33 protein-coding genes and 1 pseudogene are annotated in these 25,395 nt (G+C 33.5%); 9 read left to right on the top strand and 25 right to left on the bottom strand.

The annotated features are described in order from the left end of the window. Positions 1-30: 30 nt before the first annotated feature. From rpsQ to rpsJ, 11 genes are all read right to left on the bottom strand, one after another. Complete coding sequence (rpsQ, locus tag M4L39_RS09290; RefSeq protein ID WP_002506971.1) at positions 31-294, bottom strand: 30S ribosomal protein S17; 264 nt, start codon at positions 292-294, stop codon at positions 31-33. 26 nt (positions 295-320) lie between these two features. Beyond that, entirely contained in the window at positions 321-530 is a 210-nt protein-coding gene (gene rpmC / locus M4L39_RS09285) for a 50S ribosomal protein L29 (RefSeq protein ID WP_002506970.1), read from the bottom strand. After that, positions 520-954 (bottom strand): 50S ribosomal protein L16, encoded by a 435-nt coding sequence (gene rplP, locus M4L39_RS09280; protein ID WP_277581761.1) that lies wholly within the window; start codon positions 952-954, stop codon positions 520-522. The genes rpmC and rplP overlap by 11 nt, the downstream gene beginning before the upstream one ends. Before the next feature lie 2 nt (positions 955-956). Continuing rightward, entirely contained in the window at positions 957-1,613 is a 657-nt protein-coding gene (gene rpsC / locus M4L39_RS09275) for a 30S ribosomal protein S3 (RefSeq protein WP_277581760.1), read from the bottom strand. A gap of 23 nt (positions 1,614-1,636) precedes the next feature. Next, positions 1,637-1,990 (bottom strand): 50S ribosomal protein L22, encoded by a 354-nt coding sequence (gene rplV, locus M4L39_RS09270; RefSeq protein WP_002482617.1) that lies wholly within the window; start codon positions 1,988-1,990, stop codon positions 1,637-1,639. A 28-nt stretch (positions 1,991-2,018) separates the two neighbouring features. Further along, complete coding sequence (gene rpsS / locus M4L39_RS09265; RefSeq protein ID WP_002482616.1) at positions 2,019-2,297, bottom strand: 30S ribosomal protein S19; 279 nt, start codon at positions 2,295-2,297, stop codon at positions 2,019-2,021. A 64-nt stretch (positions 2,298-2,361) separates the two neighbouring features. Then, positions 2,362-3,198, bottom strand: coding sequence for a 50S ribosomal protein L2 (gene rplB / locus M4L39_RS09260; RefSeq protein ID WP_064783527.1), 837 nt, complete (start codon positions 3,196-3,198; stop codon positions 2,362-2,364). A 28-nt stretch (positions 3,199-3,226) separates the two neighbouring features. Then, positions 3,227-3,502, bottom strand: coding sequence for a 50S ribosomal protein L23 (rplW, locus tag M4L39_RS09255; RefSeq protein ID WP_002506966.1), 276 nt, complete (start codon positions 3,500-3,502; stop codon positions 3,227-3,229). After that, on the bottom strand, positions 3,502-4,125 hold the full coding sequence (gene rplD / locus M4L39_RS09250; protein ID WP_002506965.1) for a 50S ribosomal protein L4: 624 nt from the start codon (positions 4,123-4,125) through the stop codon (positions 3,502-3,504). Before rplD ends, rplW begins: the two co-directional genes overlap by 1 nt. 26 nt (positions 4,126-4,151) lie before the next feature. Then, on the bottom strand, positions 4,152-4,811 hold the full coding sequence (gene rplC, locus M4L39_RS09245; protein ID WP_021338403.1) for a 50S ribosomal protein L3: 660 nt from the start codon (positions 4,809-4,811) through the stop codon (positions 4,152-4,154). A 27-nt stretch (positions 4,812-4,838) separates the two neighbouring features. Beyond that, on the bottom strand, positions 4,839-5,147 hold the full coding sequence (gene rpsJ, locus M4L39_RS09240; RefSeq protein WP_002482611.1) for a 30S ribosomal protein S10: 309 nt from the start codon (positions 5,145-5,147) through the stop codon (positions 4,839-4,841). 359 nt (positions 5,148-5,506) lie between these two features. Between rpsJ and M4L39_RS09235 the strand changes: the two genes are divergently transcribed. Next, a complete protein-coding gene (locus M4L39_RS09235) occupies positions 5,507-5,893 on the top strand; it encodes a hypothetical protein (RefSeq protein ID WP_277581759.1) in 387 nt (128 codons plus the stop codon). A gap of 296 nt (positions 5,894-6,189) precedes the next feature. Here M4L39_RS09235 and M4L39_RS09230 read toward each other — a convergent pair whose 3' ends face one another. Together M4L39_RS09230 and M4L39_RS09225 are read right to left on the bottom strand one after the other, a co-directional pair. Further along, a complete protein-coding gene (locus tag M4L39_RS09230; protein ID WP_277581758.1) occupies positions 6,190-7,524 on the bottom strand; it encodes an NCS2 family permease in 1,335 nt (444 codons plus the stop codon). A 110-nt stretch (positions 7,525-7,634) separates the two neighbouring features. Further along, positions 7,635-9,773, bottom strand: coding sequence for a DNA topoisomerase III (locus M4L39_RS09225; protein WP_277581757.1), 2,139 nt, complete (start codon positions 9,771-9,773; stop codon positions 7,635-7,637). Between the two features lie 121 nt (positions 9,774-9,894). Here M4L39_RS09225 and M4L39_RS09220 point away from each other — a divergent pair, with 121 nt between their 5' ends. The 3 genes from M4L39_RS09220 (at position 9,895) to M4L39_RS09210 (ending at position 12,826) form a co-directional block, all read left to right on the top strand. Continuing rightward, on the top strand, positions 9,895-10,764 hold the full coding sequence (locus M4L39_RS09220; RefSeq protein WP_277581756.1) for a GNAT family N-acetyltransferase: 870 nt from the start codon (positions 9,895-9,897) through the stop codon (positions 10,762-10,764). 250 nt (positions 10,765-11,014) lie between these two features. Continuing rightward, the gene (locus M4L39_RS09215; protein WP_277581755.1) at positions 11,015-11,872 is read left to right on the top strand and encodes a RhaT/GlcU family sugar-proton symporter; all 858 of its coding nucleotides are present in this window, start codon (positions 11,015-11,017) and stop codon (positions 11,870-11,872) included. A gap of 162 nt (positions 11,873-12,034) precedes the next feature. After that, on the top strand, positions 12,035-12,826 hold the full coding sequence (locus tag M4L39_RS09210; protein WP_277581754.1) for a glucose 1-dehydrogenase: 792 nt from the start codon (positions 12,035-12,037) through the stop codon (positions 12,824-12,826). A gap of 75 nt (positions 12,827-12,901) precedes the next feature. Here M4L39_RS09210 and M4L39_RS09205 read toward each other — a convergent pair whose 3' ends face one another. Beyond that, positions 12,902-13,810, bottom strand: a complete 909-nt coding sequence (locus M4L39_RS09205; RefSeq protein WP_277581753.1) for an AEC family transporter — start codon at positions 13,808-13,810, stop codon at positions 12,902-12,904. Between the two features lie 147 nt (positions 13,811-13,957). Between M4L39_RS09205 and M4L39_RS09200 the strand changes: the two genes are divergently transcribed. Continuing rightward, positions 13,958-14,134 (top strand): SE1832 family protein, encoded by a 177-nt coding sequence (locus tag M4L39_RS09200; protein WP_002511448.1) that lies wholly within the window; start codon positions 13,958-13,960, stop codon positions 14,132-14,134. Between the two features lie 64 nt (positions 14,135-14,198). After that, on the top strand, positions 14,199-14,516 hold the full coding sequence (gene mspA, locus M4L39_RS09195; protein WP_277581752.1) for a membrane stabilizing protein MspA: 318 nt from the start codon (positions 14,199-14,201) through the stop codon (positions 14,514-14,516). Between the two features lie 212 nt (positions 14,517-14,728). Here the strand turns inward: mspA and M4L39_RS14610 are convergent. The 3 genes and pseudogenes from M4L39_RS14610 to M4L39_RS09185 all read right to left on the bottom strand — a co-directional run. Beyond that, positions 14,729-14,884 (bottom strand): annotated as a pseudogene (locus tag M4L39_RS14610) (hypothetical protein); the annotation flags it as partial. Positions 14,885-14,892: 8 nt separating this feature from the next. After that, a complete protein-coding gene (locus M4L39_RS09190) occupies positions 14,893-16,143 on the bottom strand; it encodes a lipid II:glycine glycyltransferase FemX (protein WP_277581751.1) in 1,251 nt (416 codons plus the stop codon). 367 nt (positions 16,144-16,510) lie between these two features. Further along, positions 16,511-17,272 carry a VOC family protein gene (locus M4L39_RS09185; protein WP_277581750.1) on the bottom strand — a complete coding sequence of 254 codons (762 nt, stop codon included), beginning with the start codon at positions 17,270-17,272 and terminating at the stop codon, positions 16,511-16,513. 219 nt (positions 17,273-17,491) lie between these two features. Between M4L39_RS09185 and M4L39_RS09180 the strand changes: the two genes are divergently transcribed. Further along, positions 17,492-17,926: a MarR family winged helix-turn-helix transcriptional regulator gene (locus M4L39_RS09180; protein ID WP_277581749.1), complete on the top strand. Its 435-nt coding sequence runs from the start codon at positions 17,492-17,494 to the stop codon at positions 17,924-17,926. A 1-nt stretch (position 17,927) separates the two neighbouring features. After that, the gene (locus M4L39_RS09175; protein WP_277581748.1) at positions 17,928-19,139 is read left to right on the top strand and encodes an MFS transporter; all 1,212 of its coding nucleotides are present in this window, start codon (positions 17,928-17,930) and stop codon (positions 19,137-19,139) included. A 64-nt stretch (positions 19,140-19,203) separates the two neighbouring features. On the opposite strand, the gene M4L39_RS09170 is transcribed toward M4L39_RS09175, so the two are convergent. The 7 genes from M4L39_RS09170 to M4L39_RS09140 form a co-directional block, all read right to left on the bottom strand. Then, positions 19,204-19,554 carry a SarA family transcriptional regulator gene (locus tag M4L39_RS09170; protein WP_277581747.1) on the bottom strand — a complete coding sequence of 117 codons (351 nt, stop codon included), beginning with the start codon at positions 19,552-19,554 and terminating at the stop codon, positions 19,204-19,206. Positions 19,555-20,000: 446 nt separating this feature from the next. Further along, positions 20,001-21,023, bottom strand: coding sequence for a GTP 3',8-cyclase MoaA (gene moaA, locus M4L39_RS09165; RefSeq protein WP_277581746.1), 1,023 nt, complete (start codon positions 21,021-21,023; stop codon positions 20,001-20,003). Positions 21,024-21,039: 16 nt separating this feature from the next. Then, the gene (mobA, locus tag M4L39_RS09160) at positions 21,040-21,648 is read right to left on the bottom strand and encodes a molybdenum cofactor guanylyltransferase MobA (RefSeq protein ID WP_277581745.1); all 609 of its coding nucleotides are present in this window, start codon (positions 21,646-21,648) and stop codon (positions 21,040-21,042) included. Between the two features lie 7 nt (positions 21,649-21,655). Further along, positions 21,656-21,889 carry a molybdopterin converting factor subunit 1 gene (gene moaD / locus M4L39_RS09155; protein ID WP_277581744.1) on the bottom strand — a complete coding sequence of 78 codons (234 nt, stop codon included), beginning with the start codon at positions 21,887-21,889 and terminating at the stop codon, positions 21,656-21,658. A 2-nt stretch (positions 21,890-21,891) separates the two neighbouring features. Further along, the gene (locus M4L39_RS09150) at positions 21,892-22,338 is read right to left on the bottom strand and encodes a molybdenum cofactor biosynthesis protein MoaE (RefSeq protein ID WP_277581743.1); all 447 of its coding nucleotides are present in this window, start codon (positions 22,336-22,338) and stop codon (positions 21,892-21,894) included. After that, entirely contained in the window at positions 22,339-22,827 is a 489-nt protein-coding gene (mobB, locus tag M4L39_RS09145) for a molybdopterin-guanine dinucleotide biosynthesis protein B (RefSeq protein ID WP_277581742.1), read from the bottom strand. Continuing rightward, the gene (locus M4L39_RS09140; protein ID WP_277581741.1) at positions 22,824-24,083 is read right to left on the bottom strand and encodes a molybdopterin molybdotransferase MoeA; all 1,260 of its coding nucleotides are present in this window, start codon (positions 24,081-24,083) and stop codon (positions 22,824-22,826) included. Before M4L39_RS09140 ends, mobB begins: the two co-directional genes overlap by 4 nt. A gap of 64 nt (positions 24,084-24,147) precedes the next feature. Here M4L39_RS09140 and moaC point away from each other — a divergent pair, with 64 nt between their 5' ends. Then, complete coding sequence (gene moaC / locus M4L39_RS09135; RefSeq protein ID WP_277581740.1) at positions 24,148-24,633, top strand: cyclic pyranopterin monophosphate synthase MoaC; 486 nt, start codon at positions 24,148-24,150, stop codon at positions 24,631-24,633. 254 nt (positions 24,634-24,887) lie between these two features. Here moaC and M4L39_RS09130 read toward each other — a convergent pair whose 3' ends face one another. Continuing rightward, the gene (locus M4L39_RS09130; RefSeq protein ID WP_277581739.1) at positions 24,888-25,388 is read right to left on the bottom strand and encodes a MogA/MoaB family molybdenum cofactor biosynthesis protein; all 501 of its coding nucleotides are present in this window, start codon (positions 25,386-25,388) and stop codon (positions 24,888-24,890) included. Positions 25,389-25,395 lie beyond the last annotated feature (7 nt).

The raw sequence follows: 25,395 nt of genomic DNA, 5'->3' as shown, positions 1-25,395 counted from the left end.
GAGTTAAACCTCCTTTATCTTCACTATTTATTAAATAATAACTGATTCTTCAACAATTTCTACCAAACGGAAACGTTTAGTTGCTGATAAAGGACGTGTTTCTTGTATTTTAACTGTGTCCCCTAATTTAGCTGAGTTGTTTTCATCATGAGTTTTGTATTTTTTAGAGTATTTTACTCGTTTACCATATAATTTGTGCATTTTGTATGTTTCAACAAGTACAGTTACAGTTTTATCCATTTTATCGGAAACGACTCTACCTACATAAACTTTACGATCATTTCTTTCGCTCACTATAGTAACCTCCTCTTTAAATTAAATTATTGATTAGCTTTACCTTGTTCAATTTCTCTTTCACGAACAACAGTTTTTAGACGTGCAATCGTTTTTCTTACCGTGCGAATACGTGCAGTTTCCTCTAATTGACCTGTTGCTAACTGAAAGCGTAGGTTAAAAAGCTCTTCTTTTGAAGATTTAATTTGTTCTTCGATTTCTGAAGTGGTTAAGTCTCTAATTTCCTTAGCTTTCATTTGTTTCACCACCCAATTCTTCACGTTTTACAAACTTAGTTTTCACTGGAAGTTTGTGACTAGCTAAACGTAATGCTTCGCGCGCAACTTCTTCGTCAACGCCTGCGATTTCAAATAAAATTCTACCTGGTTTTGCTACTGCAATCCAGCCTTCAACCGCACCTTTACCAGCACCCATACGTACTTCTAGAGGTTTTTTAGTGTAAGGTGTATGTGGGAAGATTTTAATCCAAACTTTCCCGCCACGCTTCATGAAACGTGTCATTGCAATACGAGCTGATTCGATTTGACGAGATGTGATCCAAGAAGTTGTAGTTGCTTGTAAACCATACTCACCAAATGTTACATAGTTACCGCCTTTAGAACGACCAGTTGTGTTAGGTCGATGTTGACGGCGATATTTTACACGTTTTGGTAGTAACATTATTATTTTCCTCCTTCACTAGTCTTCTTAGTAGTAGGAAGAACTTCTCCACGATAGATCCATACTTTGACACCTAATTTACCGTAAGTAGTGTCAGCTTCTGCATGTGCATAACTAATGTCAGCACGTAGTGTATGAAGTGGAACAGTTCCTTCTGAATATTGCTCAATACGAGCGATGTCAGCTCCGCCTAAACGACCTGAAACTTGTGTTTTGATACCTTTAGCGCCATTTTTCATAGCTCTAGTAATAGCTTGTTTTTGTACACGACGGAACGATGCACGGTTTTCTAATTGTACTGCGATATTTTCAGCAACAAGTTTAGCATCTAAATCAATCTTCTTGATTTCAATAACGTTGATGTGTACTTTTTTGCTTGTTAATGAGTTCAATTTATTACGTAATTTTTCAATTTCTGAACCGCCTTTACCGATTACCATACCTGGTTTACCAGTATGAATAGCGATGTTGATACGGTTAGCAGCACGCTCAATTTCAACTTGAGAAACTGATGCTTCTTTTAATGCGTTATCAATAAACTTACGGATTTTTAAATCTTCGTGTAATAGTGATGCGAAGTCTTTTTCTGCATACCATTTAGCTTCCCAATCACGGATGATACCAACACGAAGTCCGATTGGATTAATTTTTTGACCCACAGTGTTCCCTCCTTAAAAGATTATTAAGCTTCTTTAGCTTCTTCTTTACCGTCACTTACGACGATTGTAATGTGGCTTGTACGTTTGTTGATCGCACTTGCACGGCCTTGTGCACGTGGACGGAAACGTTTTAATGTTGGTCCTTCATTAGCATAAGCTTCTTTAACTATTAATTCATCAGTGTTCATGTCATAGTTATGTTCAGCATTTGCTAAAGCGGACATTAATAATTTTTCAACTACTGGTGATGAAGCTTTGTTTTTTAATTTTAAAATCGCTATAGCTTCACCAGCGCTCTTGCCTCTAATTAGATCTAATACTAATCTAACTTTACGAGGTGCGATTCTTATTGTTTTAGCAACCGCTTTTGCTTCCATTCGAATTTCCTCCTCTACATGTTAGAAGTTATCTTCTAGTTTTTTTGTCATCTGCTGCATGACCTTTAAAAGTACGTGTTGGTGCGAATTCTCCTAATTTATGACCAACCATATCTTCAGTTACGAATACAGGTACGTGTTTACGTCCATCATATACTGCGAATGTATGTCCGATAAAATCAGGGAAAATAGTTGAACGACGTGACCAAGTTTTGATTACTTGTTTTTTCTCGCTTCCGCTTTGAGCCTCAACTTTTTTCTTTAGATGATCGTCAGCAAAAGGTCCTTTTTTAATACTACGAGCCATAGTGGCGCCTCCCTTCTTATTGTGAGCGTGCAGCAATCATGCCGCACACGCAAATAAGTCATTTTTATTTTTTCTTCTTACGTCCACGAACGATAAGTTTGTCTGAAGATTTTTTACCACGACGAGTTTTCTTACCAAGCGTAGGTTTACCCCAAGGTGACATTGGAGATGGCATACCGATAGGTGCACGTCCTTCACCACCACCGTGTGGGTGATCGTTAGGGTTCATTACAGAACCACGAACTGTTGGGCGTTTACCTTTCCATCTAGAACGTCCTGCTTTACCAACGTTAACAAGTTCATGTTGGATGTTACCAACTTGACCAATAGTAGCACGGCAAGTTGAAAGAATCATACGTACTTCACCAGATCTTAATCTGATTAAAACATATTTACCTTCTTTACCAAGTACTTGTGCACTAGCACCAGCTGAACGAGCGATTTGTCCACCTTTACCAGGTTTCAACTCGATGTTGTGTACTACTGTACCTACTGGGATGTTAATTAATGGTAATGCATTACCTAATTTGATATCTGCATTTTCACCGTTTTCCAATACTTGACCTACTTTAAGGTTTTTTGGAGCGATGATATAGCGTTTTTCTCCATCAGCATAAACTAATAATGCAATGTTTGCTGAACGGTTTGGATCATATTGAATTGAATCAACTTTAGCGTTGATGCCGTCTTTATTACGTTTGAAATCAATAACACGGTATTGACGTTTATGTCCTCCACCGCGATGGCGAACTGTCAATTTACCTTGGTTATTTCGTCCCGCTCTTTTCGGTAGCGGTTGTAATAATGATTTTTCTGGAGTTGTTTCAGTGATTTCTGAGAAATCATAACCAGTCATATTACGACGACCATTAGTAATTGGCTTATATTTTTTTAGAGCCATTGTCGTTTACCTCCTTATTGGTAATGTTTTAGTTGAATAGATCGATTGATCCTTCTTTTAATTTTACAATTGCTACGCGTCTTTTGTTTGTATAGCCTTGGTAACGGCCCATACGTTTTTTCTTTGGTTTGTAGTTGATGATGTTTACATTAGCAACTTTTACGTCAAAGATTTCTTCAACAGCGATTTTAACTTGTGTTTTATTAGCACGAGTATCAACGTCGAATGTGTATTTATCTTCTGCCATAGCGACAGATGATTTTTCAGTGATTACGGGGCGCTTAAGAACGTCTCTTGCTTCCATTATCCTAGCACCTCCTCAACTTTTTTAGCAGCTGATTCTGTAATTACTACACTGTCAGCGCTTGTGATATCTAGAACATTTAAACCTTGAGCTGTAGTAACTTGTACACCAGGAATATTACGAGCAGATAATGCTACGTTTACATCTTCTGATTCAGTAACTACTAATACTTTTTTAGGTTGTTCTAAATTTGAAAGTACAGTTTTGAACTCTTTAGTTTTTGGAGCTTCTAAGTTTAATGTATCAACAACAGTTAAACCTTTTTCTTGTACTTTATAAGATAATGCTGAGCGTAATGCTAAACGACGCATTTTCTTAGGCATTTTGTATGAGTAGCTTCTTGGTGTTGGTCCGAATACGATACCACCACCACGCCATTGTGGAGCACGGATTGTACCTTGACGCGCACGTCCTGTACCTTTTTGTCTCCATGGTTTAGCTCCGCCGCCTCGTACTGCTGAACGGTTCTTAACAGCGTGTGTACCTTGGCGTAATGAAGCACGTTGTAAATTAATTGCTTCAAAAAGAACACTATTGTTTGGTTCGATTGCAAATACTGCATCGTTTAATTCAACTGAACCTGATTTAGTTCCATCTACTTTTAATACATCATAATTTGCCATTATGCATATCCTCCTTTCATTCTATATTATTTATTACCTTTAATTGATGAAGTGATTTCTAAGAAACCTTTTTTAGGTCCAGGTACATTACCTTTAACTAAAATTACATTGTTTTCAGTATCAACTTGAACTACTTCTAAGTTTTGAACTGTTACTGTGTCTCCACCCATACGTCCAGGCATTTTTTGTCCTTTAAAGACTTTTGAAGCGTCTGATGCCATACCTATTGAACCAGGTGATCTATGGAAATGAGAACCATGTGACATTGGACCACGTGCTTGATTATGACGTTTAATGGCACCTTGGAAACCTTTACCTTTAGATACGCCCGTTACATCAATTACGTCTCCAGCTTCAAATGTATTAACTGAGACTTCTTGACCTACTTCGTATTCATCAACATTAACGTTTTTGAATTCACGAATGAAGCGCTTAGGTGCTGTACCTGCTTTTTTAGCATGGCCTTCAGCTGGTTTGTTAGCATATTTGCTAGTTTTACTACCTTTTTTATAAGCTCGTTTATCTTCGTAGCCTACTTGTATAGCGTTGTAACCATCAATCTCTTCAGATTTCTTTTGTAATACAACGTTTTGGCTTGCTTCTACTACTGTTACTGGGATTAAATCACCGTTTTCTCCGAAAACTTGTGTCATCCCGATTTTTCTTCCTAAGATTCCTTTGGTCATCGAAAGTCCACCTCCTAAATTTTTCTATTATAATTTGATTTCGATGTCTACGCCAGATGGTAAGTTTAAGCCCATAAGAGCATCAACTGTTTTTGGTGTAGGGTTAACAATATCGATTAAACGTTTATGTGTACGTTGTTCGAACTGTTCACGTGAATCTTTGTACTTATGCACGGCACGAATTACAGTATAAACTGATCTTTCAGTAGGTAACGGAATTGGTCCAGATACATCTGCACCAGAACGTTTTGCTGTTTCAACAATTTTTTCTGCTGATTGATCGATTACGCGGTGATCATAAGCTTTTAATCTGATTCTGATTTTTTGTTTTGCCATAATTTTCCCTCCTTATTCGTCTACATTTAAGTGATAGACTTCTCCACGAAAACTATCTCACACAGCGCCATGGCAAAGCGGCCGGGTGTGTCAGTAACCTTTCGCTTCATCGCGTGTTCTTAAAGTCCAACATTAGATATGTTACATGAAAAGCAGTGATAAATCAAGCTTTTCTGCAAAAGTTTTTATACTTTTTGTCTAACACATACTTTGTTATTGTACTCGAATAATCTAATCACTTCAACCTTTTTTAAAATCTTTTTGAAATTCTTTTTTATTGCTACTAATTCACTATTACTTATGATTATAGAAATTCATTGTTTTGTTTTATAATAGTAGATATTAGGTGGTGATATGATATGAAAAGCGGTATTCGCACTACACTTATAATTTTGAGCTTTGTGCTCATTATAGGAGAGTTTATTTATGGCATCCCATTTCTTGGTGGTAGCATAATTCTTAGTTTTGGTTGGCAACCATTGCTTATTAACGCCCTGTTATACCTTGTTACTATGATTATACTTGTAGTAGATAAACAAAACTCAATTAAGCCAATGATGGTTGTCCCATTATTAGGTGTTATTGGTTCATTCATTGCATTTTTACCTTTCATCGGTATGGTTGTGCATTGGATTTTATTCTTTTTAATGCTTTTCTTTATATTCGTACTCTTCTCAACACCTCTGTATGTAGCTAACAAAAATGCAAAAGTTGTTTATACAGAATATAAGGAAACTCATGAGTAATTACTCTATCGTTTTTAAATTGTTTTATGTGAACTGTTAGATAAGATTGACTATTTTCTTCGAGCGCATATTATATGAGTCCTTTTTTGAGTAAATCGATACTTGATTTAAATCATAAATTATAATACTTTTTCTAAAATTGGTATTATAATGAAGAAACTCGATTTTAGTTCTTGTATAATATGTATTTGATACATAATAAATTATACGATTTCTAAACAGTTACAAGTTAAGTATTTATAAAACATAAAAGCACATTGTTGCGTCGCTTTGACGTTCAACAATGTGCTTTTGATTTATCCATGAACAAACACGAAATAGAGAATAAATAATACCATTAAACCATACATAATAGGATGTACTTCTTTATGTCTTTTAGAAATTAACATTGTAATTGGATAGAATATAAATCCACAAGCAATACCTGTTGCAATTGAATATGATAAAGGCATCATAATAATTGTGACAAACGCTGGCACTGCAACTTCAAATTTCTTCCAATCTATTTCTGCAAAGTTCGAAGCCATTAATACACCAACTACGACTAATGCCGGTGTGGTAACTGCACTAGTGACTACTTCCATAAGCGGACTAAAGAATATTGCTAATAAGAAACAGAAGCCTGTTACTACACTTGCAAACCCAGTCCTAGCTCCGACAGCAACACCTGATGTTGATTCAATATACGTAGTTGTCGTTGTAGTACCAAAAATCGAACCTACAATAGTCGCTAATGAATCTGAGAAAAGTGCACGTCCAGCTCTTGGAAGTTTGTTATCTTTCATCATACCAGCTTGGCTTGCTACTGCTACTAAAGTTCCTGCTGTGTCAAAAAAATCTATGAATAAAAATGTTAGGATAACAATTAAAAATTGAACAGTAAATAATTGCGATGGATCTTTAAACGCTTCGAAAGCTGCACCGAAAGTTGGCTCGATACTTGGCACTTGACCTACAATGCCACTTGGCGTATGTATAAGTCCAGTAATCATACCAAGAATAGATGTAAGCATCATACCTACAAATATCGCTCCTGGCACTCTAACTGCATAAAGTATGACAGTAATAATAATACCAAATATTGTTAAAAGTACAGGGCCGTCAGTAATTTGTCCTAATGTAACTAACGTAGACTCATTCGCAACAATAATACCTGAACTTTGTAACCCGACAAAGGTGATAAATAGCCCAATACCTGCGGATACTGCCATTTTCATCTGAAAAGGAATTGCGTTTATGATTATTTCCCGTAGTCCCGTCATAGTGAGGACTGCAAATACTAAACCAGAAAATAGTACTCCAGTTAAACCGACTTCCCAAGGAATACCCATAGTTAATACAACGGTAAATGCAAAGAATGCATTTAAGCCCATACCAGGTGCTAAAGCAATTGGGTATCGTGCAATTAGCCCCATAAATAGTGAGCCAACAAAAGCTGCAAGTGCTGTGGCAACGAAAATAGCACCTTGATCCATTTTCATATCTTCAGACACGCCATCAACGCCTGCTAAACTAAGTACTTGAGGGTTAACAGCTAAAATGTATGCCATTGATAAGAAAGTTGTTAACCCACCAAGTGTTTCTTTCTTATAGCTTGTTCCATGTTTATCAAACTTGAAATACTTTTTCACAGTTAGTTCTCCTTTTTTTAAAATACCTTCATATTTTAATATCAATCTAACTATTTTACAATAGCAAACACGAACTTTGTTAAAATATATGTTCTATTTGTTCGATTATTTTAGAATTTAAGGCCTTTTAGAGCATCTTGGAATGGGTTATTCTCTATATCTTCATCTTTATTCATATATTTTTTCAAATCTTTTTTATTTACTTTATCTGACTTTTTATTTTTATGTCGTTTATCCATCTGAGTTTGACTTTCAGTATGACCACAAACACAACGATAAACAGCATCCTTCCCTCTTCCAAATAATGTCATTTTTTTATGACAATTAGGACAGCGAGCGTTAGTTTTTCTTTGAACATTCTTTTTCGTTTTACACGTAGGATCTTGACAAACTAGCATTTGTCCATTTTTCGTTTTAACTTTAATCATGAACTTACCGCAAGTTGGACATTCAGTAGTAGTTAAATTGTCATGTTTATAGCTTTGTTCGCTTTCCTTAATTTCAGATACAACATCGTTAGTAAATTGCTTCATTTCAGATATAAACTGTCTCACATCATATTTACCTTTTTCAATAAGTGAAAGTTTTTCTTCCCATTCAGCTGTTAATAAAGGAGACGTAAGTTTTTTTGGTGCTAATTCTAAAATCTGCTTCCCTTTAGAGGTTACTTTTATTTTGCCATCACGCGCTTCAATCGCATTCATATTGAATAATTTTTCTATGATATCTGCTCTCGTTGCTACAGTTCCAATACCACCCGTTTCTTTTAATGTATCATTATGTTTTTTATCATCTAACGCAAAGAATTTTTGAGGACTTTCCATCGCTTTCAGTAAAGTTCCTTCATTAAAATAAGCGGGAGGTGTTGTCTCATGTTGCTCTATGTTAACGCGAGTGATATTTAGTGTTGCACCTTTTTGCATTTGAGCAATTTGTGCATTCGCTTTTTCCTGTGTATCATAGACTGCTTTAAAACCTAGTTTAGTAGTGATCTTATCTTTAAAAGTAAATTTATATCCACCAATGCTTAATTCTATAGAAACCGCTTCGTATTCATGTGGCGGCATTAGATTTTCTAAATACCTTTGAGCAATCATCATATATATTTTTGACTCTCGCTGGCTTAATTGATTCATATCAGGGCGTACTTCTGTTGGTATAATAGCGTGATGATCTGATACTTTGCTATTATTTACAAATCTTTGTTTAGCAGAGAACGTTTGTGACATTTGCCCTTTTGCAATGTCTTTTAAAGAGGTAGCCATAATCGCTTGCAAACGATCTTTAAGTGTATCCACCATGTCATCCGTTAAATAGTTTGAATCTGTACGTGGGTAGGTCACAAGTTTATGTCTTTCATATAATGCTTGTAATGTATTTAATGTCTCTTTAGGTCCTAAGTGATAGCGTTTATAAGCTTCTTGTTGTAAGTCAGTTAAACTAAACAATTGCTGTGGATACGATTTTTTATGACTTTTAGTTATTGTTTCAATCGTTGCTACTTGTCCCTCAATTTCTTTCTTTATACCTTCAAAAACAGTTTTATCTGGATGTGACTGAGGTTTAATACATTGGAAGTCAAGACCACCTGCATTCAATTTCATTGTGAAATAAGTTTGTGGTTTGAATTGATTAATCTCATTTTGTCTCATTTGTACTAATTGTATTGTAGGAGTTTGCACACGGCCAAGTGACAATTGAGCGTCATATTTAGTTGTCAACGCACGAGTAGCATTGATACCAACAATCCAATCTGCTTCACTACGTGCTAATGCAGCATGATACAAATTGTCATATTTGCGACCATCTTGTAGTTTATTAAACCCATCTTTAATTGCTTTATTCGTTACAGAACTAATCCATAAACGTTTAATTGGTTTATGATTGTGTGCTTTATCTAATATTAATCGCGCTACTAGTTCTCCCTCTCTACCAGCGTCTGTTGCAATGATGATATCTTTAACATTATTGTTCTTAATTAAAGATTGCACAGTTGAAAATTGTTTTCTTGTCTTACTTATGACAACAGTTTTCATTTTATTTGGTATAATAGGTAAAACATCAAGTTTCCATTCTTTATAATTATTATCATACTGCTCTGGCGTTGCATTCGTTACTAAATGTCCCAACGCCCAAGTAACTATATATTTATTATTTTCAAAATAGCCATTGCGCTTTTCATTAACATTCAAAGTATTTGCAATGTCTCTACCTACTGAAGGTTTTTCAGCTATAATTAGTGATTTCATAATTTCGCCCTTTCAATTTCAATATAATATTTATTGTAACATGTATATAGCACATCGAAACTTTCATTTATATCAAAAAGTTCCTATAATTAACTTAATAGTTTACAGACGGAGGTATTTTATGAAAACTATCAAATTAAACGACTATGACCAGATAGAGCACTTTATAATTAACGCAGATTATCGTTCAGCTTCTTATTTATACAAATTACCACCAGCACATAAAGACATTACAGCTAATATAAAGCAACTCATAGAAGACCCAGGCGTGTATGCACACGTGGATGATCAAGATCAAATCATCATGTTAATGTCTGCCTTCCAATATGAGCAAAATAAATATAAAGTACTTGGTCCTTTCGTAAATAAATCGATTACGCCATCAGTTTCAGCATTTCAAAACTTATTCGAGACATTAGCACAAAGCAAATCTGAGACTACAAGTTTCAACTTTTCTTTTGAAGAAACAGAACAAAATTATTTAGATTTTATGAAAACCACCCAATCTTCCTATAGCTTTACAGATTATTATTTAGTAGCATCACAAGATATTGGTGAAATTGAGCATGCGCAAAACATCACAGAGTATCAGCCAGCTTACTACCGTTTATTTAGTAAGCTGCACGAACACACATTTAAACATGATGTAATGACTGCTGATGAAATTGTCGAATCACTAGATGATCATCATCGCCTATTTATGTTCATGTCTGAGGGGCTACTGAAAGGTTATCTCTATCTTCAAATATTTGAAAATAGTCATAAGGCAGAAATTAAATATTTTTCTTCACATTCTGATTATAGACTCAAGGGTATAGCATTTGATCTACTATCACACGCTATACACATTGCATTTACCAATCACGATATAGAAAAAGTTTTTTTCAAAATACGTAGTAAAAACACGACACTTGTTGAGCGTTTTAATGAGCTAGGCTTTAATATCAATTATGAATATAAAAAATTTAAATACGTCGCTGCTCATATTTAATACATTGTTATACCTTCATAAGCTTAGAATTTGGAATCCAACCAAATTTTAAGCTTATTTTATTTATTCTTTTTAAAATACCCAAAACAGTTAACCATCGTATTTCACAATGAGGCAAAATAATTTGGTATATAATCTAATATTTTTTACTATATTAATATTTTGCTTTAAAATATTATACAAGGGCAATCTAAGATAGTTGTTTTGAAAGTAAAGTATTATTTAAATAGAGAGTGAGTGAATATAAAGTATGGATTTATTAATTGCCCTTTTACCCGCGTTATTTTGGGGAAGTGTCGTTTTAATTAATGTACTTGTTGGTGGTGGCCCATATAACCAAATTAGAGGTACTACATTTGGTGCATTAATCATTGGTATTATATTATTATTAACTGGCAATGCTGAATTTGGTGACCCCACTATTATTATTGTCGGTTTAATTTCAGGTGCTTTTTGGGCCCTTGGTCAAGGCTACCAATTGAAGTCAGTTAGTTTAATTGGTGTATCTAAGACAATGCCGATTTCTACTGGTTTACAATTAGTAGGTACAACATTGTTTAGTGCTGTATTTTTAGGCGAATGGAGTACTGGTACTCAAGTAATATTAGGTCTACTCGCCATGGTATTACTCGTTATTGGTATTGCTATGACTTCTATTAAAGGTAAAAATGAAGCATCAGAAAACACGAAAAACTTTGGTAAAGCAATGCCTATCTTACTGATTTCTACTGTTGGTTACGTCGTGTATGTAGTAATAGCTCAAATCTTCGGTGTAGACGGAATGAATGCCCTTTTCTTCCAATCTATAGGTATGGCGATTGGTGGCTTAATACTATCAGCTAAACACGAAACATCAATAAAAAGTACTGCATGGAATTTAATTCCAGGTGTTATTTGGGGAATAGGTAATTTATTTATGTTCTATTCACAACCAAAAGTCGGTGTAGCAACAAGTTTTTCATTTTCACAACTATTAGTCATCGTATCTACACTTGGCGGAATCTTCCTATTAGGCGAGCGTAAAGACAAACGTCAAATGACTGGCATATGGGTTGGTATTGTGCTCATTGTCATTGCTGCCTTTGTACTCGGAAATATTAAAGGTTAACAGTAACAATCAAATATCATTTTACAAACAGGTAAACATCATTAAGTTTAAGACAACGACAATTTTTCATTGCATATTGAATGATAAGTGACTTTCATCTCTAATCGTTTAATATTTGTCTTAAACTTTTTGTTTTATACATTTAAGGAGGCGTCATACATTATGTTTAAAGACTTAGAAGGTAAAGTTGTAGTTATTACAGGTGCCGGGAGTGGTATTGGAAAAGCGATGGCAGAACAGTTTGGTAATGAAAAAGCTAATGTCGTTATAAATTATCGCTCAGAACGCCATTTAGAACCAGTAGCTCAATCTATTCAATTAATTGAGGATGCAGGCGGCAAGGCAATCAAGGTACAAGCTGATATATCAAAAGAGGATGATGTAGAACGCTTAATTCAATCTGCCGTAAATCAATTTGGTACACTCGATATCTTAATTAATAATGCTGGATTTGAAAAACCGATTCCTACACATGAAATGCCTTTAGAAGAATGGCAAAAAGTGATTGACGTCAACTTGACTGGTGCGTTTATAGGTTCAAAAATAGCTGTAAACCAATTTTTAAAAGAAGATAAAAAAGGTGTCATTATCAACACCTCTAGTGTTCACGATAAAATTCCATGGCCAAACTATGTAAACTACGCAGCTAGTAAAGGCGGATTAAAATTAATGATGGAAACAATGTCGATGGAATATGCACAATACGGTATTCGTATCAATAACATTTCACCAGGCGCTATCGTTACTGAACACACGAAAGAAAAATTCTCGGATCCAACAACACGTGAGGAAACATTAGCAATGATTCCATCTAAAATAATCGGGGAAGCTGGTCAAGTTGCTAATGTCGCAAGATTTTTAGCATCAGACTTAGCAGATTATATTCATGGCACAACAATATATGTCGATGGCGGTATGACAAATTACCCTGCGTTTATGGGTGGCAAAGGTTAAGCTAACATTTAATCTAGTTATCAGTCATTAGAGACAGCAAAAAGCACTCCTGTAAAATAACAGGAGTGCTTTTATTTATACAAATAAAGCTTGGTAAATATATAATATAATTATACTAATAACAATTGTTAAATTGGTGACCATGCCAACCAGTGGTAATGTCTTATATTTAAATTGAATCGCATAAGGTATTATTGCTACTCCAACCGGTAATAACCATGCAACTTGAAGTGTTGTTTTTACCATTTGGTCGTCTATAGGTAAAAAGAAATACACGAGTAACCCAGCGATAACACCTAAACCATAATGTAACAGGAGGTACTTCATCGCAATTGGTAAAAATCGTTTATCTATACTAAAATTCAACATTAATCCTATCAAAATCATTGATAACGGCATATTAGCGCTCGATAATACAGAGAAGAAATCAATTACTGGATCCGGAAAATGAATATTGAGCATATTTAAAATAAACATAATGATATATGTCATTAACGGCACTGACTTAAGAAGATTTTTCGCTAAATATTTGAAGTCAAAACTATCACCTGAACTACTAAAATAGCTTCCTACAAAGTAAGTAACCCCAAACATGATAATTGCACCACCAATATCTACCATACCAAAATAAATCATACCAGTATTTGGCCATATTGCTTCTACCAGTGGATATGCAAATAAGCCTATATTTAGTGAAGCCATCATCATACCAGTTGTCCCTCGTATTTGATTGTCATATTTCATAAAGAACCATATCATGATTAATTTTGTTACTACACCATATAAAATCATCATTATTGGTAAGATAGAAAGGGATAAATCTAAATCTGCTTCGTTTAAATTAACTATCACGAGTGAAGGTAATGTGACATTTAGAACTAATGTTGCAAAGACTTGACTGTCATTTGCTTTAAAGTAATTAATTCTTTTAAGTGCATAACCTAATGCAATAAGTAAAATAATTATGATAAATTGTTGGGTCACAATAATCCTTCTTTCATTACATCATTTCGTTTTCATTCCATTTTCATACTTTAACATATAACTCGGTTATTTTAGAAGCTTTCAATTTCATGTTATAATTTAAACTAAAATGATGTGGTTAGTGCCACATAAAAAGGAGTGCGCAAAATGGATTTAAAAGAAAAGTTAGCTGAACTAAAATATGATTATGTGAGACTACAAGGTGACCTTGAAAAAAGAGAATCCGTTAATCAACAAGTTGACCCATTATTACGTCAACTTGAAGACATAGAAAAAGAAATTGCATCAGTACGTTCAGAAATTAGTCAAAAAGAACGTAAATAACATCCTAGTAAATCAATTTTTTACGTGCTAAGATTAAGTGCATACATAGAAAGGATGTAATTCAATGCAACTGTACCTTATCTTTTTACCAATATTATATCTTATAGTAAGCTACATCAGTATATTTAAAATGCCGACAGTCATTACACGCATTTTACGTATTATTATGGCCTTGCTCTTATTATTTGTTGTAGCAATTACGACATTATCTTTCCCTGCAACAAACTGGTGGGTATTTATCGTATTATTACTTATCGTTGGCAATGTAGAAATTACAGCTTTCAAAAACGGTAAGAAAGATCCTAAGGCCATTCAAATATTAAATATTATTACTGTTATACTATTTGTAGTATACGCTATTTTAGTATTAGTTTTATATTAATATTAATCATTTAAATATAGAGTATTGAAGTAGTTACCTATTTCAATACTCTTTTTGCTTAGTGCATTAATTTCAGTAATCTCACAAGGTAAGTACATATACAGTAAATGCTTTTGTGCCTTTTCAATATACCCCTAAATAAAACTGCTTACACGTTATAAGTTTGTGTAAGCAGTTTTATTTAGGGGTAAGTAGACATATCCTAATATGTTTTATCTATTATTACTTTTTCTAATAATTTTGTTTTTCAAGCTAAATAGTATTTCGTAAATAACAGGCACCACGATTAACGTTAATTGTGTAGAAGAAATTAATCCATCTATAACTGTCGCTACCATACCTTTTGAAATAATAATTGAGCTATCTTCATTAGATTTTACTTACGTTTTAATTTACGAGCTATTTTAATTTTTGCTTTAGTAAGCTTCGGTTTTACATTTTCAATTGCTTGATAAAGTGGTTTATTTAATACATAGTCAAACTCACCAATTTTTTCACTTAAATATGTGCCCCATACTTTTTTGAACGTCCACAAGCCATAGTGATCAGACTCTTTATCAGGATCATTATCAGTACCACCAAAATCATACGTTGTCGCGCCATGTTCTCTAGCATATTGCATCATAGCGAACTGCATATGGTGGTTTGGTAAAAAATCACGATATTCATTAGAAGATGCACCATATAAATAGTACGATTTGTTACCAGAGAACATCAACAATGCGCCAGACAGATACATACCTTCAGGGTGGGATTGTTCTAATCTTTCCATATCATTAATTAATTCTTGCGTTTTAACGATTTTATTATTTACATCATTGATTTTATTTAGGGTTTTTTTATCTTGTTTTTTTTCAGCTAATTTAACTTTCTCTTGCTCAAGCTGTAATAAGTCTTGTCTTAAATCTTTGAGTACTGGCTTGGGTTCTAATTTAACTAAGAATAATTCTGCATCGCCATCTGGATTCAAAGCATCGTATATATTTTGGAAGTAACTAATATCACGCGTTAAAAAGCCATCACGTTCACCTGTAATTTGCATTAAGTTAGCAAATGTTTTTAAGCCTTCTCTATTAGAACGCTCAACTGTCGTTCCGCGTTTTAAAGCTAATCTTACTTTTGAACGATTACGTCTTTCAAAACTTTGTATAAGTTCTTCATCCGATTTCTCAATTGGTGTAATCATTGTCATTCTTGGTTGTATATAATCTTTAGATAAACCTTCTTTAAATCCTTTATGCTTAAATCCTAGTGATCTTAGGTTCGTTAATGCATCAGCACCTTTGTCTACTTCAACATCTGGATCAATTTTAATGGCATACGCTTTTTCTTCTTTTGCAATTTGCATAGCGTACTCTAAAAGCGTTTCTAATGCAAGCTTGTTACTGTAATCTGTAACGAAACCTCTAGAGATATAACATAACGTATATGGTAACTTAGGTACTTTTTTAAATAACAATTGAGCAACGCCTACTACTTTACCTTCTTCTCCAACTGCGATACGTTTTGAATACCATCCAGTTAGTGTTTTTGTTTCTGCCCATTTTGTTAATTGTAATAAATCACCCTGTGGATGTGATTTAACAAATGCATCATGTGCTTGATTTGTGATATTCATCTTTTCCATACTACTGATGTCTCCTTTACCAATTCAATACTTTGATATTATACATTGCTTCGCTCATAATTTCACATATAAACAATTCATTTGTTATACTCTATTAAAAGAAAAGACGAGGTGTTTTCATGCGTATTTTTATTATTGGATTATTAATGCTTATTAATTTAATCTTTGTAGTTCAAGCTTTTATCGAACCACTGACAATATCATACTTAAGTTTAAGAGTTATTTTAGCAGCGTTGTCTTTTGTTATATGCGTATACTTATTATTATTACGTACACACAAATTAGCCACTTATTTAACTATTTTAACACTTATTATTTCATTGATACACATTTTCATTATTGCACATAGCGCATATCTTTATATTTATTAATCTGCCTCGAACTGATAACTTGTTCCTCGAATAATTAAAGTATAAGATGATGAAGTTTTATCATCTCTTAATGTGACTGATTTATACCCTGAATATTCACCATCATAAATGCGGTACACAACATCATCATTTTTTAATTTTAAGGCAGTATATGTTTTAGTTTCACTTATTTTATCCATATCAAACCAGTATTCCCATTTTTTTACAGTATGCTCGCGTTCTGTACTGTGTAGATTAATTGTCTTAATCGTAAATTCTTTTTGTTGTAGTGGTTCTATTTTTTTATTTCTCACTTCTTCAGCTTCATCCCACTGTATAAAAAATGGTGGTTTTACTCTATAATCCGGATCTGCAATATACAGTAATTTCCAAGATGTTTTATCACCCTTCACATTTTCCCTATGCATATCTATAGGCCCAATGACCTCTATATTTCTCGTTTCCAAATCTTTTTTCAATTGATGAATATCTTGTGTACGAAATGCCAATGTCTTTATACCTTGACTATAATTATCTTGTACTATTTTGGAAGGAAACGAGACACGACCTTCATCTGTTTTTATCATTTTTAATAATACGTCGGGTTTATACACGTCCAATAACTCTATATATGCATTATTTAAATAAGCCAATCTATTATAAGTTCCTAATTTTTCATGGTGACCACCTTGATGTAATTTAAACAAATGCCCTGGATATTTAAAGTTATCTAATTGATGAATATAATGAATCATATGATCTAATTTTAAATATTGCATTACGTATCTCCCTTATTTTAGCTTTGTCTATATCTTAACAAATTGTATACCACTTTACTTGTCTTAACTAATACTACGGGATAATTTACTTACTTCCATAAACTTTTTCTTTAATTAGTATTTTTTTACATCACCTACTATTGATTTTTTAATTAAAAAGGAATAGAATAAGCATGTTGTAAATTAAGTTAGCAAAGCTAACTATTAGAGGAGGCCGTTATGAAAAATAATCTTATATTTAATAATCTTACTGCGATTTATAGACCCTACACCAAATTGTTTCAACCTATATTTGAAGAATTTGATCTATATCCTGCTCAATGGTTGGTATTTAAAGATATAGCTTACAATGCGCCTACTACTTTGGTACAAATATCAAAGCGCCGTGCCATTGAGAAACCAACGACACGTAAGATTTTAAAAGTACTTTCTGAAAAATCATTGCTTTCAATTGAACCTGGTATTGATAAAAGGGAGAAAATGTTAACTTTCTCAAAAGAAGGTCAGTTATTGTATGACAACATTAGTGCTCGAGTTGATAAGGTACAAAATCAGCTTATTGAAGACACAGGATTATCTGAAGAAGACCTTAAACATGCAATTAAGACCATTCAATCAATACATGAAGCTATAACAAAAATGGAGGAAGCGTAATATGAATCAAGCAATACCAACAAAAACACCCATATGGACAAAAAGTTTTAATATAAACTTTATAACCAATTTTTTAATATACTTATGTATGTATTTACTTATAGTAATAATCGCCAGTTATACTAAATCTGAATATAATGTTTCAGATAGCACCGCTGGCTTAGTAACCGGACTCTTTATCATAGGTTCCTTAATAGGGCGTTTTGTAACTGGAAAATATGTAAATAAAGTCGGCCCTAAACGTATATTATTAATTGGATTAGGATTTTTAATCATTACCCAATTATTATATTTTGTAGAAGGTTCTTTAGCATTCCTCATGTTCACTAGATTGATTAATGGTATTGCTACAGGAATTACTACAACAGCAACAGGTACCATCGCCGCTTATGTCACACCTAATGATAGAAAAAGTGAAGGTATTAGTTTATTTTCTTTAAGTCTTGTTATTGGTGCAGCTATTGGTCCTTTCCTTGGCTTACTATTAATTAATACTTTTCCAATTAAGATGCTATTCTTAATTTGTCTCGTTTGTGGTGTAGTAAGCTTATTAATTTCTTTCTTTGTAAATCTACAATTTAAGCTCGATACAACTGATACAACTACTCAAAAAACAACAAGTAAAAAATTCAACATTAATAATTACATTGCAAAAGAAGCTATACCTGTAGCAATAATTATGTTGATTTCAGGTTTAACTTATTCTTCAATACTTACATTCTTGCAGTTCTTTGCTCAAGAGATAAATTTAGTAACGATTTCTAGTTACTTCTTTATATTTTATGCCATCGCATCGTTGATCACTCGACCAATTGCAGGTCGCCTCATGGATCAAAAAAATGAGAATGTCATTGCATATCCTGCCTTTGTATTCTTAATCCTTACATTCGTTACTTTAAGTATTACAAATAATGGATGGTTACTCATTCTTGCTGGCTTGTTCTTAGGCGCAGGTTATGGAAATATTTCATCCTGTATGCAAGCTATTGCCATTAAAGTATCATCACCTGCTAAATATGGTATAGCAACTTCAACCTATTTTATTGGACTAGATTTAGGGGTTGGATTCGGGCCTTATGTTTTAGGGTTCATGACATCCTCCGTATCTTATGCACAACTATATGCTATTATGGCCGTCATCGTGCTAATAGCAGCTATTATTTATTTCCTTTTACATGGCAGAAAAGTTAAACAACTTAACTCATTTCAATAAAAGAGAGCGGGAAGGAATCAAAGTTTGATTCCGTAGTCCCGCTCTCTTTTTTATGTATGCTTTATTATTGTGCTACTTTAATATTTTCTATTTCTTGGATAATATCATCAAAAATCTTAGTTTGAATATCATTGAAATAATAATAAACTTGTCTTTCGTCTGTTTCAGAACGAATTTTAGACATGAGTTCTTTTTTATAAATTTTTCGTATAATCACATCAATCTTGCTCGTATCCCATAACATTTCGAAATGAAGTGTATCTCTCAATTCCTTTCCACTGATTTTTTTAGCTTCATAAACCTTATACAGCACAACAAATTCTTCAATTGATAAATGATGTACTGTTTTCAACCAATGCTTTAATTGACTTAATGCTCTTTCAGAAGTTATAAAATAAGATACTTTACTTTCCATAATAATGGCCTCCTTATCGTCTTTTCTTGTTGTTTAAATGGCTTTATAATGAATAAGCTTCGAAAATATTATATAACATTTTCTTCATTAAATCTATTATTTTAAAAGTAATAGATAAATATTTTTTACTATTGTCTTTCATTTATATCGCTTCTTATACATACCATGCATTTTTTTGTTTTACTTAAATCCCTAAAATTAATATAAACACTTTTTATTAATAGATTGTCTTAAAAAATGCTTTCTTTTAAAATTTGAAAATGGATAATAATAACTGTTATTTTGTTAAATAAATAGAACGATTTTTATTTACCTTGTGATTTAATACAAAAAACGCTGAGAGCATGTTTATTTAAGCTGCCCTCAACGTTTTGTGATATTAAATGTTATGTCAGTTTCAAAACTAGTTCAAGTATAATTGTAAGCTTTACAATTATCTAATGATACTAACCACCAATATAATTCATATTAATCTTTTTTCGTTTTCTATTTGCTACAGTTTGTTCTGTACGTTCATCTGAGTATCTATCATCTCTAACATTCCATAGTACTTTAAATTGTTCGAATAGCTCGTCATCTGTTGCTCCGGCACGCATAAATGACTTCACATTAAAGCCATCTACTGTACTAAACAAGCAACTATAAAACTTACCATCTGATGATAATCTTCCACGTGTACATGTAGAGCAGAAAGATTGAGATACACTAGTGATAAGACCAAACTGTGCGCCATTATCTTTATGACGATAATATTTAGCGACTTCACCAAAATATTTTGGCTCCACTGATTCAATATCAAATTCATTTTCTATCATATTTAACATTTCCTCTTTTGTTACCACTTTACTAAAATCCCATCCATTATCGTTTCCAACATCCATAAACTCTATAAACCTAATCTCAATATCTTTCTCTTTGAAATATTGAATCATAGGTAAAATTTGGTCGTCATTTACACCTTTTTGTATAACCACATTTACTTTTACATGGAATCCTATGGAAATTGCATAATCAATCTGTTGCAATATTGTAGAAGCTTTTATATTTCTATTATTGATCGCTTGAAACACTTTATCTTCGATTGCATCTAAACTTACATTAATACGTCTTAAACCTGCATCATATAATTTTTGACCGTGTTTTTTTAATAATAAGCCATTTGTCGTTAGACCAATATCTTCTACACCATCAATCTGATTTAATTCATAAATCAATTTATATAAATCACGTCTGAGTAATGGTTCACCGCCTGTAATACGTATTTTTTTCACACCTAATTGTGTGTATACTTTCGAAATACGTACCATTTCATCAAATGTAAGAAGCTCGTCTTTAGGTAAGAAAACAAAATCATCGCCAAATATTTCTTTAGGCATACAATAATCACAACGGAAATTGCAACGATCTGTAACTGACAATCTTAAGTCACGTATCGGACGCCCGAGTTTATCAGTGATTTGTTCTACCATATCGTTAGCCCCCCCTTTATCTATTTATAATTTCATGTTGTAAAGAGTCCAAGTCATGCTGGAAATTAACGTTTTTATACCAATAATCAGGTGATTCAATTGTGTTAACATCTAACCAGTCGCTCGCAACTTTAGTATAGACATTCTTTAAACTGTAATCATCTGAATCCAGTGCCTTATCAATGTAAGTTAAAGTATGTGGACTGTAAAAGGCAAGTGTAGGTATCGGTCTACCTGCTTCTTGAAAACCAGCAATATCTAACTGATCTTCAATAAGGTGTTCCACCATAAATTGATATAATTTACTTATCGCTTTTTGAGTAATCATAGGTGTGTCAACGGAAATAACAAAGAAAAGTTCTTCCTCTACGTATTGGCTCATGACTGATCTAATACCTGCCAAAGGCCCTTTATCTTTATTCTGGTGTTCATCTATAATTATATTAGGGTAATCAAATTGTGTCGCAAGATTTTCATTTGTACTTATAATAATCTGATTAAACATGTTCGTTGCTTCTAACACTTCTATAATTCGCTCATAAAATGATTGCGATTCAATTTGTGCAAAAGCCTTAGGTTCACCGAATCTCTCTGATTGTCCTCCGGCAAGTATAATTGCTTTCATCTCTTCTTTACCCTCCGCTAACTGGTGGAATCAATGCGACAGTGTCATTAGGTTGGACAATGTCATCATTTTTCACAAATTCTTCATTTACCGCTATTTGAAATTTTTTATCGCTAATACTAGGATAACGTTTAAATAAATCTGTAATAAATTCATTTACAGTAATATCATAACTCAAATCTATATCTTCTGATTGTTTTGCTAATATTTCTTTTATTTCTGCAAAATAAAGCACTCTCATGATTATCCTCCTTCAATCGCATCCTCATGACTTCCATGTTGATGTCCTTGCCATTGCGCGCCATCTTCCCATATTTCTTTTTTCCAAATGGGTACGATTTCTTTGATTCGCTCAATTGCATATTCATTTGCTCTGTAAGCATCTTTTCGATGTGGTGAAGAAACACTAATGAGTACTGCAATATCTGAAATAGCTAACGGCCCAATTCTATGTACGATTGTTGTTTGTGTACCTGGCCATCGCTGTGAAATTTCATCACCAATTTGAGCTAACTTTTTTTCTGCCATAGGAATATAGGCTTCGTACTCTAAGTACTCTGTTTTAATTCCTTTTGTCCATTCCCTTACGTGACCTGTAAAAATAACAACTGCACCTTGATGTTCGTTCAGTACATAAGATCTATATTGCTCTGTCTGTATCGGCTCGCTTGTCACTTCAAATTGCTTCATTTAATTCATTCCTTCGATATTAAAAAAAGATAATAACCATTGATCATACTTACATAAAGCCTCTGGTTCTGATAAATTAATAGCATACTTAATATGTGTTAAATGATTTAGTGCATTTCGATCGCTTTCATTACGATAGACTAGTACTTTATCGTAATTTGCTTCTTTAAAACCTTCTATTAATATTATGTTACTGTCCATTGTAACAGATTCACCAATGATTTCATCAAGCGTTTTGTTTTGTGTTCTGGTGACACTTTGTTGGTAAGCATTACCTTGAACAATACTTTGATCCGCCCCTGCATAAAAGTGTTTCATGTGGTCTACTTGATCATTTTGTAATCTAATATCATGATTGTCCTCAGTTTTATGATGACCGTGATGTTTCACAGTTGCTACAGTCAGTTGACGAACTTTTAACAACTGAATCGTGTGTGTCATTAATGTAGTTTTTCCAGAGTTTTTCAATCCAACAATTTGTAAAATCATATAAAGCATTCCGTTTCATAGGCTTGTGATTCAGTTAATATTACATTTACGGTATAACCTTTTTTATATCCTCTTGTCCCGCCTGGTAACATAATCATTGCATCACTATGTGCAATTGCAACGACTGCACCTGATTTATTAAATCCTGAAGGTACTGCTGTCATTTCTTTTCCATTAAAAGTGACCATCGCGCGAATAAATCTCGTAAATGGATTGGCTTTTGTAAAATCTTCCATTAATGTAGCTTGCACGACTTGAGGGTATAAGGCATTTGCATGCATCATATGTTGAACTGCTGGCTTGACGTATAATTCAAAGCCTGTAAAGCATGCTGATGGATTTCCAGATAATCCAAATAAATACTTGCCTTCTGCTATTGCTACTGTCGTCACACTTCCTGGACGCATAGCAATTTTATTAAAAAGTACTTCAGCATTTAATGCTTCGTATATCTGTGGTAAATAATCAAAATCCCCAACTGATACCCCACCTGTAGTAATGACAATATCGTGTTGAAGCATTGCTTCTGTAACCACTTGAATACTACTTTCTAAATCATCTTGTTGTATTTGATAACCCTCTACTTGTAAGTCTAATTTATTTGCCAATGCAGTAATCATTGGTCCATTAGAATTCCTTATTTTTCCAGGCTCTAAATCATCGCTTACATCTAATAATTCACTGCCTGTAGCAATCACGGCTACACTTGGCTTTTTAAAAACAGGAACTTCTGCATAGCCATATGTAGCTAATACTGCAATCGTTCCAGGATTAATTTGTTGTCCTTTTTGTAAAATAACATCACCTATTTGAGTTTCTTCACCTTTTAAAGAGACATTCTCATTAGGTTTAAATGCTTTACGTAATGTGAAACTTTGTTCTTGTTCTACAGTTTGTTCTAACATGACGACTGCATCTGCACCTTCAGGCATCGCTGCGCCCGTCATAATTCGAACTGCTTCAAACGCGTCAACTTTTTTATCTGACACAGAACCCGCACCAATATGATCAATCACATTGAAAGTTAGACGGTGGGAACCACTTGCACCGGTTGTATCTTTACTTCTAATGGCGAAGCCATCATAAGGTGATTTGTTAAAACGTGGAATTTCATATGTAGCAACGATATCTTCAGCCAATATATGATTTAAGCTGTCATTTAGAGGGACTGTAGTTTCATCCATATAAATATTTTGACTCACAACACGTTCAATGGCTTCACCGACTGGAATTGGATTTCTTTTTTCAACTGGCATTTAAATCTACTCCTTACATAAATTAATTTCGTGATATACTAGAAAACGATTAGGAGGGATATATTTGTCTGAATTTACACATATTAATGAACAGGGCAATGCTAAAATGGTAGACGTTTCTGAAAAAAACATTACTAAACGTACTGCAATTGCACATTCAAGCATTACCGTAAACCCAGAAATCTATCAACAAATTGTTGATCATACAAATAAAAAAGGAAATGTCCTTAACACTGCACAAATTGCAGGAATTATGGCTGCTAAAAACACTGCCGATATTATTCCAATGTGTCACCCTTTACCACTAACAGGTATTGATGTTGAGTTTCAGTGGCAGAAGAATGAGCAATCCTTTACTTTGAATATCCGAGCAACCGTGTCTACTACTGGAAAAACAGGCGTCGAAATGGAAGCATTAACAGCTGCAACTGCTGTAGCACTTACTGTATATGACATGACAAAAGCTTTAGATAAAGGTATGGTCATTGGCGAAACTTATTTACTATCTAAATCTGGCGGTAACTCTGGTGATTTTGAACGTACAGAATAATTTAATAATTGGGTTCAAATAGTATAAAATCTCTGGGACATAAATACGTGTTTCAGCCTCAATTATTATATTGGCAGTAGTTGTCTGATATTTAATACACTTGTTTCAAGCTTTTAAAGAACTACGTTTTCATTTATGAAGTCGAGTGGTTCTTTCTTATACAAGCGCTTTAGCTCTTGTATTCCTTTTCTAGTAAACTTTGTGGGGGCGAGAATACGAAATCAACTTTCCTATTTTGATTTCTATCCGTCCTTTTATTTAGTTATTTCTTTAACCAGATGATTTAATTCTGGTTTTATTAGCTTGTCCAATGCTAATTTAACAGCTCCAGTAGATCCTGGAACACTGAAGATTAACTTATCTCCTACTGTCCCAGCGACTGCTCGAGACAGTAATGCTCTCGTACCAACATCCTCAGTATAACTTAGATACCTAAACAACTCTCCAAATCCTTCAATTTCTTTAGTGAAAAATGAAGATACTGCTTCTATTGTCACATCTCTTTGTGCAATACCAGTCCCCCCTGTAGTAACAATCACATCGATTTCTTCACTTAGCCATTGTTCAACTTGCATTTTAATCGCTTCTTGTTCATCTTGGACTATTTTATAATGCGTCTTATCAATTGAAACGTTTAACTCGGATAACAGTTCTATTACTAATTTACCGCCCTTGTCGGTCTTATAATCCCTTGTATCAGAAACTGTCAATACTGCACATCTTATATCTTGATCTAACTTAACATTTGTATGCATTTTTACA

Origin of the sequence: Staphylococcus equorum (assembly GCF_029531845.1) — a bacterium.
GTDB classification, from domain to species: domain Bacteria; phylum Bacillota; class Bacilli; order Staphylococcales; family Staphylococcaceae; genus Staphylococcus; species Staphylococcus equorum_C.
The sequence above is the reverse complement of the archived record's forward strand: the minus strand, read 5'-3'. Positions and strand labels throughout refer to the sequence as shown.

Coding starts and splice junctions, on each gene's coding strand:
- rpmC (WP_002506970.1), bottom strand. CDS start 530: ATGAAAGCTAAGGAAATTAGAGACTTAACCACTTCAGAAATCGAAGAA.
- rplP (WP_277581761.1), bottom strand. CDS start 954: ATGTTACTACCAAAACGTGTAAAATATCGCCGTCAACATCGACCTAAC.
- rplV (WP_002482617.1), bottom strand. CDS start 1,990: ATGGAAGCAAAAGCGGTTGCTAAAACAATAAGAATCGCACCTCGTAAA.
- rpsS (WP_002482616.1), bottom strand. CDS start 2,297: ATGGCTCGTAGTATTAAAAAAGGACCTTTTGCTGACGATCATCTAAAG.
- rplB (WP_064783527.1), bottom strand. CDS start 3,198: ATGGCTCTAAAAAAATATAAGCCAATTACTAATGGTCGTCGTAATATG.
- rplW (WP_002506966.1), bottom strand. CDS start 3,502: ATGGAAGCAAGAGACGTTCTTAAGCGCCCCGTAATCACTGAAAAATCA.
- rplD (WP_002506965.1), bottom strand. CDS start 4,125: ATGGCAAATTATGATGTATTAAAAGTAGATGGAACTAAATCAGGTTCA.
- rplC (WP_021338403.1), bottom strand. CDS start 4,811: ATGACCAAAGGAATCTTAGGAAGAAAAATCGGGATGACACAAGTTTTC.
- rpsJ (WP_002482611.1), bottom strand. CDS start 5,147: ATGGCAAAACAAAAAATCAGAATCAGATTAAAAGCTTATGATCACCGC.
- M4L39_RS09235 (WP_277581759.1), top strand. CDS start 5,507: ATGAAAAGCGGTATTCGCACTACACTTATAATTTTGAGCTTTGTGCTC.
- M4L39_RS09225 (WP_277581757.1), bottom strand. CDS start 9,773: ATGAAATCACTAATTATAGCTGAAAAACCTTCAGTAGGTAGAGACATT.
- M4L39_RS09220 (WP_277581756.1), top strand. CDS start 9,895: ATGAAAACTATCAAATTAAACGACTATGACCAGATAGAGCACTTTATA.
- M4L39_RS09215 (WP_277581755.1), top strand. CDS start 11,015: ATGGATTTATTAATTGCCCTTTTACCCGCGTTATTTTGGGGAAGTGTC.
- M4L39_RS09210 (WP_277581754.1), top strand. CDS start 12,035: ATGTTTAAAGACTTAGAAGGTAAAGTTGTAGTTATTACAGGTGCCGGG.
- M4L39_RS09200 (WP_002511448.1), top strand. CDS start 13,958: ATGGATTTAAAAGAAAAGTTAGCTGAACTAAAATATGATTATGTGAGA.
- mspA (WP_277581752.1), top strand. CDS start 14,199: ATGCAACTGTACCTTATCTTTTTACCAATATTATATCTTATAGTAAGC.
- M4L39_RS09190 (WP_277581751.1), bottom strand. CDS start 16,143: ATGGAAAAGATGAATATCACAAATCAAGCACATGATGCATTTGTTAAA.
- M4L39_RS09185 (WP_277581750.1), bottom strand. CDS start 17,272: ATGCAATATTTAAAATTAGATCATATGATTCATTATATTCATCAATTA.
- M4L39_RS09180 (WP_277581749.1), top strand. CDS start 17,492: ATGAAAAATAATCTTATATTTAATAATCTTACTGCGATTTATAGACCC.
- M4L39_RS09175 (WP_277581748.1), top strand. CDS start 17,928: ATGAATCAAGCAATACCAACAAAAACACCCATATGGACAAAAAGTTTT.
- M4L39_RS09170 (WP_277581747.1), bottom strand. CDS start 19,554: ATGGAAAGTAAAGTATCTTATTTTATAACTTCTGAAAGAGCATTAAGT.
- moaA (WP_277581746.1), bottom strand. CDS start 21,023: ATGGTAGAACAAATCACTGATAAACTCGGGCGTCCGATACGTGACTTA.
- mobA (WP_277581745.1), bottom strand. CDS start 21,648: ATGAAAGCAATTATACTTGCCGGAGGACAATCAGAGAGATTCGGTGAA.
- moaD (WP_277581744.1), bottom strand. CDS start 21,889: ATGAGAGTGCTTTATTTTGCAGAAATAAAAGAAATATTAGCAAAACAA.
- M4L39_RS09150 (WP_277581743.1), bottom strand. CDS start 22,338: ATGAAGCAATTTGAAGTGACAAGCGAGCCGATACAGACAGAGCAATAT.
- mobB (WP_277581742.1), bottom strand. CDS start 22,827: ATGATTTTACAAATTGTTGGATTGAAAAACTCTGGAAAAACTACATTA.
- M4L39_RS09140 (WP_277581741.1), bottom strand. CDS start 24,083: ATGCCAGTTGAAAAAAGAAATCCAATTCCAGTCGGTGAAGCCATTGAA.
- M4L39_RS09130 (WP_277581739.1), bottom strand. CDS start 25,388: ATGCATACAAATGTTAAGTTAGATCAAGATATAAGATGTGCAGTATTG.